At 38.7% G+C, this 15,393-nt stretch carries 11 protein-coding genes; 4 read left to right on the forward strand and 7 right to left on the reverse strand.

What is annotated here, in order from left to right; translation table 11 throughout:
* Positions 1 to 79: 79 nt before the first annotated feature.
* From EV201_RS02185 to EV201_RS02205, 5 genes are all read right to left on the reverse strand, one after another.
* The gene (locus EV201_RS02185; RefSeq protein ID WP_130305761.1) at positions 80 to 1,255 is read right to left on the reverse strand and encodes a TolC family protein; all 1,176 of its coding nucleotides are present in this window, start codon (positions 1,253 to 1,255) and stop codon (positions 80 to 82) included.
* The gene (locus EV201_RS02190) at positions 1,252 to 4,341 is read right to left on the reverse strand and encodes an efflux RND transporter permease subunit (RefSeq protein WP_130305762.1); all 3,090 of its coding nucleotides are present in this window, start codon (positions 4,339 to 4,341) and stop codon (positions 1,252 to 1,254) included. Before EV201_RS02190 ends, EV201_RS02185 begins: the two co-directional genes overlap by 4 nt.
* A gap of 95 nt (positions 4,342 to 4,436) precedes the next feature.
* Positions 4,437 to 5,975 (reverse strand): efflux RND transporter periplasmic adaptor subunit, encoded by a 1,539-nt coding sequence (locus EV201_RS02195; protein ID WP_130305763.1) that lies wholly within the window; start codon positions 5,973 to 5,975, stop codon positions 4,437 to 4,439.
* Positions 5,976 to 6,122: 147 nt separating this feature from the next.
* Positions 6,123 to 6,407: a hypothetical protein gene (locus EV201_RS02200; protein ID WP_130305764.1), complete on the reverse strand. Its 285-nt coding sequence runs from the start codon at positions 6,405 to 6,407 to the stop codon at positions 6,123 to 6,125.
* Positions 6,408 to 6,742: 335 nt separating this feature from the next.
* Positions 6,743 to 7,123, reverse strand: coding sequence for a hypothetical protein (locus EV201_RS02205; protein ID WP_130305765.1), 381 nt, complete (start codon positions 7,121 to 7,123; stop codon positions 6,743 to 6,745).
* Positions 7,124 to 7,517: 394 nt separating this feature from the next.
* On the opposite strand from EV201_RS02205, the gene EV201_RS02210 reads away from it, so the two are divergent.
* From EV201_RS02210 to EV201_RS02220, 3 genes are all read left to right on the forward strand, one after another.
* Positions 7,518 to 7,934 (forward strand): hypothetical protein, encoded by a 417-nt coding sequence (locus tag EV201_RS02210; RefSeq protein ID WP_130305766.1) that lies wholly within the window; start codon positions 7,518 to 7,520, stop codon positions 7,932 to 7,934.
* A 389-nt stretch (positions 7,935 to 8,323) separates the two neighbouring features.
* On the forward strand, positions 8,324 to 10,456 hold the full coding sequence (locus EV201_RS02215; RefSeq protein WP_130305767.1) for a hypothetical protein: 2,133 nt from the start codon (positions 8,324 to 8,326) through the stop codon (positions 10,454 to 10,456).
* 366 nt (positions 10,457 to 10,822) lie between these two features.
* Positions 10,823 to 11,152: a hypothetical protein gene (locus tag EV201_RS02220; RefSeq protein WP_130305768.1), complete on the forward strand. Its 330-nt coding sequence runs from the start codon at positions 10,823 to 10,825 to the stop codon at positions 11,150 to 11,152.
* 506 nt (positions 11,153 to 11,658) lie between these two features.
* Here EV201_RS02220 and EV201_RS02225 read toward each other — a convergent pair.
* On the reverse strand, positions 11,659 to 12,240 hold the full coding sequence (locus tag EV201_RS02225) for a transposase (protein WP_130305769.1): 582 nt from the start codon (positions 12,238 to 12,240) through the stop codon (positions 11,659 to 11,661).
* 163 nt (positions 12,241 to 12,403) lie between these two features.
* Complete coding sequence (locus EV201_RS02230; RefSeq protein WP_130305770.1) at positions 12,404 to 13,498, reverse strand: gamma-glutamyl-gamma-aminobutyrate hydrolase family protein; 1,095 nt, start codon at positions 13,496 to 13,498, stop codon at positions 12,404 to 12,406.
* A gap of 382 nt (positions 13,499 to 13,880) precedes the next feature.
* Here EV201_RS02230 and EV201_RS02235 point away from each other — a divergent pair, with 382 nt between their 5' ends.
* Positions 13,881 to 15,383 (forward strand): hypothetical protein, encoded by a 1,503-nt coding sequence (locus tag EV201_RS02235; RefSeq protein WP_130305771.1) that lies wholly within the window; start codon positions 13,881 to 13,883, stop codon positions 15,381 to 15,383.
* Positions 15,384 to 15,393 lie beyond the last annotated feature (10 nt).

Below are 15,393 nucleotides of genomic sequence, written 5' to 3' on the forward strand. Positions count from 1 at the left end.
GTGGCGATACTCAATTAAATAAAAAGCCCTCTATAGTTCGTTTATCACTATAGAGGGCTTTCGTTTTTAGTCGATTGACTTACAGCTGATATTTCAGCAAATCAGCCAGTGCAAGCTGATATTCTTTCTCAACCTGCAGGTAGGTGTCGAAGCTGTCATAAAAATAGAGGCTTTCCATAAAGTATTCGATACTTGATATCTGCCCATAGTCCAGAGCTTTCTTTAAGAGCTCATCCATATGATTGCCTTCCAGAATCATTTGGTATTCAGATAGCGAAGCTTTTAGGTTTTGAACCTTCTGATAGGTTTTGTGCACATCTGACAAAAGAATTTTCTCCTGCGCCAAAAACTCACTCTCCTGGCTCAATTGATTCAATTTAGCAAACTTAAGCTTGTTTCGGCTTTCCCAAAGTGGAATGCTGATGCCAATATTGATGCCATTGAATGCTTTGTTGATATCCGAATTGAGATATCGGTAACCCAAATTGAATTTGGGTAAAACCTGATTCTTAACCAAGGCTGTTTGTTTTGAAGCAATATCCATATTGGCTCGCATCAAATCCAGTTTTGGACTGCCATTTAAAATGTCCAGTTCAAGTTTTGAATAATCCTCTTCCAAAGCAAGCTCCGGGTAGAGGGTGGTCTTGAAAACAATGGCTTGTCCACCGTTGAGCTGTTTGAGTTCCTCATTCAGATTGCTGATTTGAGTCTCACAAAGCTGAACCTGATTCTTGATGTTTAACAGAACAATCCTGACCTTATTCATTTCCAAGATATTGGCATCACCTTTTTCCAGTTTCTTCTGAAAAAACTCGACTAACTTTTGAGCATTCTCATAGCGAATGCTCAATTGTGCCTTCAGTTTGTTCTGGTAAATCAGATTGAAACAGGCCTTTTGAGCTGCCAGAAGAATATCCTGACGGCTTTGCTGTAAGAGGTTATCCAGATTAGCCGTCTTGGCTTTCTTCAGTTTATTCTTATGAAGATAAACCGTTGGAAAATCAAAGGCCTGACTGATCAGAATCTCATAAGGATTTCCTTCCTGATCTGAAAAGTTCTTTTCGTAGGCGATCTCAGGATTGGCCAGATTCAAGTCTGTTTTGTAGCCTACTTTCTGTGATTCGATGTATTGATTTTGAGCTTTTAAACTCAGATTATTCATCTCAATGGCCTGCAACACGTCTTTTAGGTCTGATTGAGCCTGAACATTCAGACTCAATACCAGTGCCAACAGACCGATTATTAATGCTCTCATATTGATTTCTTTTTAGAGTTTAATAACAGGTAAACAATAGGAATAAGGTAGATGTTCAGAAGGGTAGAGGTCAACAGACCACCCAAAATAACAACTGCCATCGGGCTTTGAATCTCGTTTCCGGGCTGATCACCTCCCAAAGCCATAGGAATCAGGGCTAGGGCAGCAGTCAGAGCGGTCATCAGAATGGGACTCAAGCGATGAATAGACCCCTGAATAATAATCTCCTTGAGTTCTATGCCCTTATCCAGCATATTCTGATAATTTGAGATGAGCAGAATCCCATTACGGGTGGCAATACCAAAGAGGGTAATGAAACCGATAATGGCCGGGATACTCAACATGCCCGAGGTGAAATAGATGGTGAAAACACCACCAATCAGTGCCAAAGGCAGGTTTAATAGAATGATACCCGCCAATTGGGCTGAACGGAACTCCTGAAACAGAAGCAAGAAAATGATCAAAAAGGAGATGATAGAGGTTAAAGCCAGAGTTCTAGAGGCATTTGCTTCACTCTCAAATTGCCCGCCATATTCAACTCGATATTCCTCTGGAAGTTCGATATCCTGATCAATCGCTGCCTTAATATCATTGACAACGGAACGCAAGTCTCTTTCTGCAACATTGGCTGATACAACCAATTTACGTTGCACGTTCTCACGGCTTACGGTATTGGGTCCCGATTGAGATTGAATATCGGCCACGTAACTTAAGGGAATCTTTTTGCCGTCCCAGGTGTCAATCAGGGCATTGCGGATGGCATCAATACTGCCACGATTCTCTTCATCGTATTTTACAACCAGATCGAAAGCCTTGATGCCCTCGAACACATCAGATACCTTTTCACCCGCAAAGGCGATATCGATAAAGCTCGTGAAACTCGCTATCGAGATGCCATACTTGGCCAGCATATCCCGTTTAGGGCGAATCTGGATTTGAGGGATTTCTACCTGCTGTTCCACATTCACATCCACAACCCCTTCGATTGGAGAAATGGATCCCTTAATTTGATTAGCCATCTGGAACATCTTCGACAAGTCGGGACCAAATATTTTAATGGCAATATTCGCCTTGGTTCCCGAAAGAATATGGTCGATACGGTGACTCAAGGGCTGGCCAATGGCAAAGTTAACCCCGGCAATTTTACTCAGTTTACTTCTGACTTCGGCAAGGAATTCAGCCTTGGTGCGTTCAGTCAATGTAAAAGGCACCTCAATTTCCGAGGTGTTTCCTCCAAATGAGTGCTCATCCAGTTCAGAACGCCCTGTACGTCGGGCTGTTAATCGAACTTCGGGTATTGTTAATATGGCTTTTTCAGCGATCACTTTAATCTTATTCGACTCCTCAAGAGAGATTCCCGGTTTTGTAATGGCTGTAATGGTTAAGGAACCCTCATTAAAATCAGGTAGGAAATTACGTCCCAGACCACTCAGGATAATAAGTGAGCCGATAAAGAGAACACTTGCTGAGCCTAGAATAAGGTATTTGTATGCCAAAGCCTTTTTCAGTGAATTCTCGTAGGCCTGATTCAAATTTCTAACCAGCCAGCTTTCTTTATTTTTGCGATTCAACATTTTGTCTCCCGTCAGCATAAAGCTGCACATGACAGGTGTCACCGTTAGTGCAGTGATGAGAGAGGCGAAAAGCGATACAATAAAAGCAATCCCCAGAGGTTGAAGCATACGTCCTTCCATGCCTGTTAAAAAGAAAAGGGGAACAAAAGCTGCAATAATAATAAAGGTGGCATTGATAATGGACGAACGAATCTCACAGGAAGCCTTATAAACAACAGCAAGAGAGCTCTCTCTTTCTTTTTTAGGCAAAAGATAATTTTGGCGAAGCCGTTTGTAAACATTCTCCACATCGATAATCGCATCATCCACCAGATCGCCAATTGCAATAGCCATACCTCCCAAGGTCATGGTGTTAATGGTAATACCCAAAAACTTAAGGGTGATAATGGTGAATAGGAGTGAGAGTGGAATCGCTAAAAGAGAAATCACCGTGGTTCGGTAATTCATCAGGAAGACCAATAAGATGACAATAACAAAAACAGACCCCTCGTATAAGGCTCCCTTTACGTTACCAATGGAATTGGTGATGAAATCTGCCTGACGGAAAATGTGGGAGTTGACTTTGACATCAGCCGGCAATGACTTTTGAATGTTGGCAAGAGCCTCGTCCAGCTTGTCTGTTAACTTCAGCGTATTAACACCAGGTTGCTTTTTTACAGTCATTAAAACAGCCGGTTCAGCATTGACGCTACCCAAACCAATTTTTGGAGCCGGCGCTTCAACCAGCTTGGCAATATCGCTGATGCGAACGGGTGATTTTTGATAAACCTTTACAACCGAATTGCCCAATTGATCAAGATCAGATGTCCGGGCAATCCCACGGATGTTGTACTGATTGCCAAATTCGTTGATGAAACCACCTGCCGAATTTTCGTTGGTGGCATTCGCAGCCTTCATCAGTTCGTCCATACTGACCTGATAGTATCGCATTTTCTGAGGATTGGCCAAAATCTGGTACTGCTTGTAGTCTCCACCGATGACCACCACCTGAGCCACCCCGTTAAGAGCCAGCAGTTGGGGGCGAACACTCCAGTCAGCAAGGGTTCTTAAGTCCATGGCCGAGCTTTTGTCCGATTGCAAACTGATCATCATGACCTCACCCATAATGGAGGATTGCGGGGCCAGAGTTGGTTTGCCTGCACCTTTTGGAAGTTGGTCCGAAATCGCCATCAACTTCTCGCTTACAATCTGACGGGCACGATAGATTTCCGTTCCCCATTCAAACTCCACCCAAACAATGGAGAATCCGGCTGAGGAAGAGGAGCGTAGGCGTCGGATATTGGTTGCGCCGTTTACGGCTGTTTCAATTTGAAATGTAACCAGCTTTTCCACCTCTTCGGGTGCCATGCCGTGTGCTTCGGTCATCACAACCACCGTGGGGGCGGTCAGATCAGGAAACACATCCACATCCATATTGGCTGTTGTGTAGCTTCCTCCTAAAATCAGAAGAAGAGTTGCAAACATCACCAACATACGGTTGTGTAGTGCGTATTGTATGATTTTATTTAACACAGTCTTTTTAATTTAATGATTGAAGATTTTCGATGCTTGATTCTCACCGAAATCTTTTAAAAAATTGTTTATTTCTTAAGCAGAAACCCCCCATTCTAATGGTTGTGGTTGTGGGCAGGTAGTGTTCCGGCCAAGGAAGCCAGTTTCACAAAGTAAACCCCTTTGCTGACCACACGTTCACCGGCTTTTAATCCGCTTGTGATTTCAATTTCCTTACCATTATCAGCTCCTATGGTCACAAAACGTTTTTCGTAGCTTTCTCCGTCGGTTTGTACAAATACAAAAAAGACGGACTGATCTTCCAAAACGGCTGATTTGCTAATGCTTAAAACCTTTCGGGTACTTTCCGACTGCAGGTAAACATCGACGTAAGAACCCATGAAAAGCTCCGGAATCTTATTGATTTCGAAATATACCGGTGTGGTGTAGTCTTCTTCGTGGATATCACGACCATAGGCAATTAGCTTACCCTTAAGTTCTGTTGTGTTGTAAATTTCATCACGATATGGCAACTTGAAGTTTGCCGAATGTATTTTTGATAACTGTGTTAAATGTTTCTGATACAAGTCAGCCTTAAGGATCAATTTTGAATCCCTGTCAACTATGCCAATGATCTGACCTTTTTCTACGTATTCGCCTTCGTTTACAAAAACTTTACAGATATAGCCCGTTGCTGGTGAGCTCACTTTAATTCCCTTTGTGCTGTAATCTCTGGAAATCAGTTGGTAGTTCACTTCAGCTTTCTCAAAATTCGATTTCGCTTCATTAAATTCCTTTTCGGAGATGATTTGATCAGCTCGTAAGGCTTGCGCTCTTTTAAAGTCAGCTGATGTTTTCTCATAGTCCGAACGGGCATTGATAAAACGGCTGGTCAGCGAATTATCCGAAAGGCCTTGTCCTGAAATAAAGAAGATGGCTTCGCCTTTCTTTACGGTCTTCCCGTTAACGATGTCTGATGATGGCATACGAATAATACCCGAAGACTGTGCAGAGATGCGAATCTCGCTATTGCTCGATGCAATCAGTTCGCCGGTTGTTTTGATCACTTTATTGAAAATACCATAAGCCACTTTCTCTGTGCCAAAGTCAATTTTCCAGGCTTGCTCTTTCAGAAATTTGATTTGATTTTCTTTGTGTTGAGTTTCCAGGGCCTCTTCGGCTTGTTCTTCGTTGGCGTAGACCTCAATATTCTTAGCAACGAAACGTTCTTTCCCGAATTGAGATTCAATTTCAAACACAAGGGTGTATAAACCGGCAGCCTTTGGTTTCAGACTCGGTGTGAAAATGCCCAAAGAAGCCGGCGCTTCAACCGTATTGCGAATACCCTTGCCGTCCTTTATCAGGGATACAGTCAATTTGCCTTCAGCATAGGGTTTGTAGCTGTCCAGACGAGTCAGGTGAGTTAAAAATTCAGAAACCTGTCCCGCAACCAGGGGGTGAAACTCGGCAAAAAGTTCAGTCTCCGGATTATAAAGGCTAAGCGTTTGGCTTTCATGTTCGTCATGTGTTTCGGCTGTCACTTCACCATGGTCGTGTCCGTCATGATCATGGCCTTCGTGACCTGAAGAAGCCGATGGCTTGCAGCTGATAATGGACAGGGATAGCCCCAGAGCGATTAAATATATTTTATTCATTGTGTGTGTATTAAAACGATGTATTGTATAAACTTATTGGCCTTTGCAATAAGTCGGGTCATTCATTTTTATGAGGGTGTTTTTTATTGATAATTATTGCCCAAAAAGAGGTGTATAGGGGAGGCCAAAGCCTCCCTATACCATCTTTTAATGCTGATGATCATGCCCCTCGTGTGCAGTATCTTCTTTTTCGGAACCGCAGCACGATTTCTTCTCATCTGCTGTACATGTTGTTGTACTCTCAGTGCAGCCGGCAGCGGTTGAATCCACTTTGAATTCCTCCTGATTGTGCTCGTGTGCCTCTGTACCATGATCGTGCGTGCAGCCTGCTTCATGCGTATGAGCTTCCTCTTTCTTGCTTTTTGCACCCGTGCTGTTGCAAGAGGTGAATACCAAACCACTAATGGCTAAAACAAATAATAATTTTCTCATGTGTTTCGATTTTTGAATGCTTCACAGCCTTAACCCTCTATGCTTTTTTCTCTGGAATGAGAACTGCTTAAACATAAGGCTTGCTTGTGAGATTCGTGTTGCGAGGAACAATGCCGTTTTTATACAATGCTTCGTAAAAAACGACACAGAAACCTCCTGGATTAACGTGTAAATAATTATCAATAAATGTTGTATGCTTATACAACGGGGATTCTTGTTTTGGAGTGATACAAAATCATAGTTTGACTGACTCAGCTTAAAAGCCGGCACAACGTTCGTGGAGGCCAACAAGAGTATGGCACCCGCTAAAAAAAAAGGCGATTTTGTAAAACAGTTTAGACCTGCGGAGGCCCACGCAGGCCTGAGGATTCCCTATTGGGTTCGGGGATTAGCGAACAATTGGATACGTAATGTTTGATGGGCGTATCCTCACCCATTTGCATCATATCAAGGATGATATGTGTCAGTATAACCTGAAATTTAAAGTCTTTGAAGAAACGCAAATTAACGAAGGTACAGCAAGAATCCTCATTTTCCTGATGAGAATGAGCCAGTTGCTGTGTGGTTCCATGTCCCTGACAATGTAAAGGGGTGGCTTCAATCTGATCATGAGTCCGGTTTACAAAATTTGCCGAGGTATGCGTATTGTGATGATGGTGAGGGATAATATCATGAGCCAGCATGACCAGCATGGGCACGACCAAAATAAGGCTCAATATGTTATTATTTATTTTCCTCACAAAAACTGAATTAAGTTTCAAAACTAGTTTATTATTCTGTTTAAGCAAACTTAATGATATGAAAAAATGTTAATTTATTTATTGCTGTCCCATAAGATCTTTTAAATAATTCGCTGTTTGTCAGCCTTTTATTCTAATTGGTTTTATTTGTATGTTAGGGGGCTTTGTTATATTACACGCGATTTATATTTGAGTTGGAATAGCTGCTAGCATTGCGGTGGATGAAATATTTAAATTTATATACTTTGTCCAATAAAATAAGTTTATTGAAAAACATAATTTTTAAAGGAGATATTATTCTGCTACTTTTGGTTTACTAACGATTCCTTAGATTCATAAGGTTTGATAAGATTAATAAAACAAGAATGAAATGAACTATAGCGAAATAGAAAATTGGTTAAAAGCCTCAAAAGGCAGGTATACCGAACTGTATAAGGGGAGTCCTTCGGTGTATCGCATGCGCCTGTTGCTATTCTTTTTGAGAATGTTCTTTGGTTTGGTTGCCATTGTTTCGGGCATTCTGCTTTTGTTTTCTTTATTTATGAATATTGGTCAGAGCATTGCTAATGTTTTTAATCTGACTGATGTGCCCCTTTATGAAGAAGGGAAATTGAGTTTTCTAAGTATTACTTTGGGTATCCTTATGGCCGTGTCATTATTTAGTTTGTGGCTGATTAAGCTGGTTCGTCGCAGAAACAATCACATGTCTGATTTGTATTCTCTTTTGGATACGCACTTTGCTGAAGGAGAAAAGCTCTTGGATGAATACAGGCATACGATCAGCTAATTAGGACGTTCTAACAGGTTCACAAGGAGACTAAAAATAAAGAGAGAAGAAAGACTTATGACTTATAGAGTAGGTCTACTGTTAATAAAAATACCATCTAGCTTGTACAATAGTTGTGACGATTCTAGAATAAAAGGAGTGAGTTTTTTGCAAGTTTTGATGAAGGGAATGGTAGCTTCGACAATTTTAATCGGTTTAATAAAGCGAGTAAGGAATTATTTGGTTTAATAGAGTGGTGAGATTATAAGTGTATAACAGATAGGTGTATAGTTGTTTTTTTAAGTTGATAAGATCACAATGGCAAGCTTTTTTTGTCGTTATCATTTGAAATAGATCTGTTTTTTTTGCTAAATTGATATGGGTATTCATACATTTTTAAAAAAGAGATTATGGACTTTGAGAAAATTCAATTAGTTGACATAAGAGATCTGCTTTCGAATAGTGTATATAATATTTTGATTGATAATAATATCTCAACTGTTGGTGATGTTCTGAATTTTTCTATTTCCTCCTTTGAATCAATTCGTGGTGTTGGACCACATAAGGGACACGATTATGAGCTGTTTAAACAGTTGTTAAAGAAAAAGCCTGCCAAAGTAATTAAAAGATATAAAGAAACATTGCCTCGGGTAATACCTGAGAATCTTTGTGCTATTGATATTGAATGCGTAGAACATTTAATGCACAAGTCTGTTTTTAAATTGCTTATTAGCAATGAATATAAAAAGCTGGGAGATCTTACTGATCTGTCTGTTGAAAAGTTTATGCAGTTTAAGACTTCAGGTAAGATCAAGGCTGAAAAATATGCTGATTTTCTTGTTGTTGCTCTTAAAAAACCAGACTTGATAATTCAGGCTTATCAGGTGAGTTTACCTGTGATTATTCCATCTGAGTTTCAGGTCGACGATTTTTATAATGGATTTTCATTGTTTATTAATGAGTGCTACAAATTAAGAATTCGTCATGCTGGTTCATCTAAAAAAAAGCGTATTATAGAAAAAAGTAAACGTATCGTTCAAAATCACTTTGCTGTCGCAGATAATAATGGTAAGGCTCAGTCTTGTTTAGAAATTTCTAAGCTATTGAATGATATATCTGTAGAGAGGGTAAGACAGCTTCTATATATTGAAATAGATTATTTCAAAAAACTATTTGCTGAAGGAACAGATTCAGGCAGTGGTATAATTATCTCAGAAGCTTTATTATCATTTTACACAGATTTAAAGGCCTGCTTATTCTCAAAGGTTTATGCAGAGGATCTGTTGTATAAAATAGTGAGAGATAAATTTTTTAATCTTAATTCGGATTCAAAACAGCATGGTTATTTGATATTTATGCTGCGAATTTTAGGTTTTTATCTAGAAAGAAGTAGTCATGATCTCTTAAGCCATGAATCTGTTTTCCTAAAATTATCAGAACTTAGAGATCCATTTAAAAAAAGATATTTTAATCTATCTGCACAAGTTTGTCGATTTTTAAATAACTATGTTTTATCTATTGATATTAATTCTCTTTTTATAGAGATAAGCAAGACAGTTGATTGTTCTTTAGATGAGATTTTGTTGGTTTGTGAGAACAGTTCTTTTGTTGATAATTTGTCTGTTAATGATGCTTACTTTTTTCAAATGAAGTTCTCACGTTTATCCTCTTTCGAAAAAATGGCATATCGGGTATTAAAAGAAGGTGAAGAGAAGCCTATTTCTAGATATGAGCTTGCAAGAAAGATTAATGAAAGACTAATTGAGACAGATAGACATGTAACAGCAGATAATTTAGTTGCTCAATTGGTTGTTCATGAGCGATTTAAGTGTCAGGTAAGAGTGTCTTGGGTGCTTAAAGAGTGGGATGTGAATATTGATAAAATTAAAGATGTGTTGGCTAAGTGTTTCCGAATAGAAAAAAAGCCATTAAGTATTATTGAAATTCATGATATTCTATTACATGTCTTTAAAAGAGACAATATTAGTATTGAAACTGTGCGTCAGTACATGCATCGACCTCATTTTTTTTCAATTACTAATGATGGTGAAAGGAAGTATATTTCTAAAGAATATGCTCATGTTTATTCTGACTTTTCAGTTAGGAGAAATAGCAATAAGCTTAATTGGCGATTAGTTTTAGATATTTTAAATAAATATCCAGCTTTAAGTTTAAGTAATCTACTTGCACATTGTCAGCGTGCTAATATAGACGTTAGTATGAATATGTTATCAAAATATTTATCTAATAAAGATTGGGTGAAGATAAGCTATGATGGTTTGAGAAAATACTCTGTTGTTTCTAATTATGTTGAAATATTGGAGGCTGAAGAACAAGCTAAACCAGTCAATAAAATAAAGTTTTCTATTTTGGAAAAATTAGATAGAAATGATAAAAAACCATTGTCTGATATAATTAAATTCTGTGAGTTAAAGCATAATATGACCAAGCCAAATGCATATAAGTTGGTAAGTAAAATGGAGGCTGATATGGAGATTATTAAAGACGTTATTGACCGTAAAACTTATGTGAGAAAATATTAACAGGTATCAGATAACTCAATTGGTCAAATACCTTATAGATATACTAATTTGAAAAATATTAGGGTCCCAGTGTATAATAAAATTGAAGTGTTGAGGGTAACTCAATAACATAAACTAAGGGGAAACTCTTTTGTAATCTGCATAAAGTCAAGCACTATTTAATCTAACTAGTTACTTCCGCTTGCCTCACAACAAAATCATGACAGCTGCTTAAATGTTTTACCTTTAATACACTTACTTCAAATTGGTTGCTGATATAATTTATAAAACAACATTATCATGAATTACAGCGAAATAAAAAACTGGTTATAAGCCTCAAAAGAGAGGTGTTCCGATTTATCTAAGGGCAGTCCTTCGGTTTACCGTATGCGCTTGTTGTTATTCTTTTTAAGGCTGTTCTTTGGTTTTGTTGCCATTGCCTTGGGCATCCTGCTTTTGTTTTCCTTATTAATGAATATTGGGCAGAGCATTGCTAATGTTTTTAATCTGACTGATGTGCCCCTTTATGAAGAAGGGAAATTGAGTTTTCTAAGTATTACTTTGGGTATCCTTATGGCTGTGTCATTATTTAGTTTGTGGCTCATAAAGTTGGTTCGTCGCAGAAACAACCACATGTCTGATTTGTATTCTCTTTTGGATACGCACTTTGCTGAGGGAGAAAAGCTCTTGAATGAATACAGGCATATGATAAGCTAATGTCAACTTAATCCTAAACCTGACAGGTTTACTAACATCTTGTAAATAAACCTGTCAGGTTTTTTTTTGGATAAGAAGAATTGACTGTCCCGAATTAATTGGGACAGGATCTGTTAGCGTTGAATAAGGTTGGGGATAAGGAATTTAACGCTGTTAGGTACCTGTATTCTGAAAGGTTGGCAAAATATTCAGACCTGACAGATTTACTAATATCATGTGAATAAACCTGTCAGGTTTTTTTAGGATAAGAAGAGAATAAGGTTGGGGGTAAGGAATTTAACGCTGTTAGGTACCTGTATTCTGAAAGGTTGGCAAAATATTCAGACCTGACAGATTTACTAATATCATGTGAATAAACCTGTCAGTTTTTTTTTGATAAGAAGAATTGACTGTCCCGAATTAATTGGAACAGGATCTGTTAGCGTTGAATAAGGTTGGGGGTAAGGAATTTAACGCTTTTAGGTACCTGTATTCTGACAGGTTTCCAAAACCAGTCAGGTCTATTTTTAAATCCCCAACCATTCCTCCAATTGCATCGTTTCAACTGCTTTGTTATGCATGTATTTAAAGTTCACTTCATCGTCGAACCATTCTAAGGTTTCATTACGATTTAGTCTTGTGGGTTTTAGGCTAAGGCAAGTCAAATATGAACTCCATCCGTATTCAGCAGGATTACTGCAAAAATCATGGTGAACGGGATTGTTATGGATATACAACACTAATTGCATTAAATAGGATTCATCTTCAATTATCTTCCTTTTGAAGGGGCGTTCGAAGAGGGCACCGTGGCGCTTGTTTCGTTTGTTAAAAGCCTTGGTGTAAGCATTAAATAGGTTTGAAAAATATTGGTGTGGTGGTTTCAGGCCCGACAGGTCTATTTCATCAACGTCTTTTATTCTGACCAATAAATGAAAATGATTTGGCATCAGTACCCAGGCAAATGTATCTGCAATCAGATTGATATACTTTTCGTATAAATTAAGGAAGTAAGTGTAATTGTCTTCTTCAGTAAATAAATTGCAGCCGTTTATTCCACGATTGTAGATATGATAATATCTGCCAGCTTCGAGCGTGTCTATAGTTTGCATATCCAGATTCCAATCATTTAAATTAGATATAAGATTAATAAAATTAGATGATTATATGTGAAAACGCAAGCCTCTATGACCCTCTATGATTTTATTTAAACACTACAGCCCTAACAAATATTAGAAATCTGTCAGGGCTGTTGGCTTGATGTATGAGGTTTGATTAAAGTTTTCGCAGTCTCTCATTGATGGCCTTCCAATAGGCCTTATGAAAGCTCATGCTTTCGTGATCCAACCAGTCGGCAAATGTTTTGGCTTCACCCTTTGGGGTAAAACGCACCTTGTTTTTCGGATTGTAAAAGTCTGTTCTTTCGGGATGAAACTGGATGCCCCACACATTGGGGTAAGTTTTGTGGCTGATGGCCTCAATAATTTTTCCATCCATAGAGCGTGCCGATATTCTAAAGCCTTTGCCTAATTTTTTAATGGCCTGATGATGATAGGAATTAACCATAGGGCATGCCTTTTTCTGTATTCCCGTTAGTTTAGTGAAGGTGTTTCCTTTGAACCTGATATGGTGAAAGTGAAAACCGGATAGTCCCCGTTTTTCATTTTCGGGCATATGGTTGTAATAGTTTCTGTGTATTTCATTCTCCCCGAGCTGATCCAGGCCTTCACTTTCGTTGCCATGATAGACTTCGGAGGGGATATCCTGTATCAGGCTGCCACCTGTAGCCACATTCATGCTTTGCATGCCCAGGCAGATCCCATGAACCAAATAATCGGGCTTTTGTTTCAGGAAAGCTTTAGGTTGATGATTTTGTCTGCCTCCCAACAGGTGATAGATAAAGGAGAGCTCGAAATAATGACGATAAGGATCGTAAACTTTGGTTAGCGGGTTTTGTTCCTCATGATATAAGGCTGCCGGTATATCGGGGCCTCCAAAAAAGAAACTGGCAACACTGTGAGTAAACAGCTCGTAAAATTTATCGGTCAGCTCGTTTTTCTGAAACAGGCTGTCGGCATATAAACTGTCGTTCAACTCCACCAAATACATATTAAAAGCCTTTAGGGTATCCAATACGGCCTGCGATTCAGCATAATCGTATTCTTCTTTGCTATGGTAAAGTCCCACCAGCTGAATAGAATCCAGATCGAGTAAACCTTTATTTGAAAGGGTGCTTAAAATATTGATATTGCCAGCAGTAGGATGAGCAATCAGTATGCGTTTGTTCAGATGGTCGGGTAGAGGCTTTAGCAGTTGAGCCTGCAAGAGACTGACAGGCAATAGCAGAATTAAGAGTAATTTGAATTTCATGATTTTCCTTTTGTATTAGACAGTAGCTGCAGAGAGCACAATCAAAAATAAGATATAATCTTGGTTTATACTTAATTCTCCTTTCTTTAAATTGATTTAAGATGTACAGATCGAAGATGCTCTTAGTGTCAATTAACTTTTATTATCTCTAATGTGGGAGTCCAAAAATGCTTGAGACTGATTTGATATGACTTGTGATAAAAGTGGCTTATTTATATTTAGACGTACGATAAATTAGGATGAAACACTCTTTTTTTCAAAGTTTAGGCTCCTAAAATTTGTTCTTTATAAATTAATATTATAATTTACAAGTTGTTTACTTATACAGACTTAAGTAAAATTAAGTCTGAAAACAAGCTGACTATACCAAATACACACTCGTATGACAAGCAAGCAACTGTTCCCGAAAGAGATGCTTGAGACTCGGCAGTCTGAGTCTTCCGATGCCTTTGTTTATTTTGAAAAGCGCTTATCTTTTGTTCTTACGGAATATCTTTATGAATCCCCCTCTGTAGATTTGCTAAGTCAGGCTGAAAAACAAATGATCTTTGATTTGTTGTGGTCGGTTCTTCCCCCAAAAAGACAGCCTGAAAATGCGATAAGTGACTCCGAATTAAACATGATAGAAGAGGGGTATCAGGAAATCATTCATGAATTTCGGCTTATGTATGAAGGAAAGCCGATTAGTTTGTTGGATTTTAATATATTAGCGGCATTTTATCATGTGCTGTATCATAGAATTGAATCGAAAGGTCGTGCACGAAAATTGAAACAAGCCTTTGCGGTTCCAAGTTTAGAGGGGATTTCCTTATTGAAAAAAGTACCCGGGTATTATTCAGGCTGTATGGCTATATTATTAAGTCGACTGAATGATGTTAGGAAAAAGTATTATGTCTTTGAAATGAAACGATCAGAAGATCCGGTTCATTTAAATATGACGCTGAGTCCTGTTCTTTCGGTTTATTGGGTCAGACAAGAATCGCTGGTGATACATCGCTCAAGGCGTTTGGTCTATAAGCTGTTCAGGCCGGGATATGCTTCAGGAATTCAAGGGCTGATGATCCCCAAGTCCAAGTTGGGACAGCATTATCAGGGGGCAAAAGATGCCTTGCATCTGTATATTCAAGATGATGCCATAAAAGGATTGGCGACAAGTTTGGATATATTCGATCAGAGGTCGGTGAATACCATTCTGAACCTGAACTTAGCGCTCTGGAATGATATTGAATACTATGAGGATAATCTGTTGTTGCCGCTTCAGATTTGTCAGATTCATGTGGGGTATTGGGTTTGTAATGTTGTAGAGGACAAGTTGGTGGCTCGCACATTTCGCTTAATCACCCATAACAATACCCCCCAGGGAGATCGTTTATCAGACGTTTTGGGACGTTCTAAGTTAGACATAAAGAACTGGAATAGTGATAGATTGGGCTTTTTTACTAAAGTGGAAAATCAAGAGGTCATCAGGTTATATAAAGAGGCAGGTTTTAATGAACTGTTTCGATTGAAGGATTTTAATTTAAATATCGAAGTCATGCAAGAAGCGAATTATAAAGATTTTCTGGCTTACATCAGGGAAGGTGAGCAAACGGAAGCTTGTGTTGGAGGAAGAAGTCATGAGGCACTGGAATTACAAAATCAGTCTTTAGGTAAATTAGTATACTTACTGCTTTTGAATACTGCGGGTTGGATAGCGGGTCTGTTTTTTAAGATGATGTATTCGGTTGTCTTTTGGTTTAGGGGGCTAAGCAAATTGCATTCTGAAGAGAAGTTTGAGGGTGTTAATCAGAAGACGGTTGGACTTCCGAATGATGAATTGCCTATGCAAAAGGAATACGATTTAAGCCATGATCAGTCAAAAGTTCTAGAGGAGCAAATCGGTTGATCGAATTGTT

Origin of the sequence: Ancylomarina subtilis, assembly GCF_004217115.1 — a bacterium.
In the GTDB taxonomy this organism is placed as follows: domain Bacteria; phylum Bacteroidota; class Bacteroidia; order Bacteroidales; family Marinifilaceae; genus Ancylomarina; species Ancylomarina subtilis.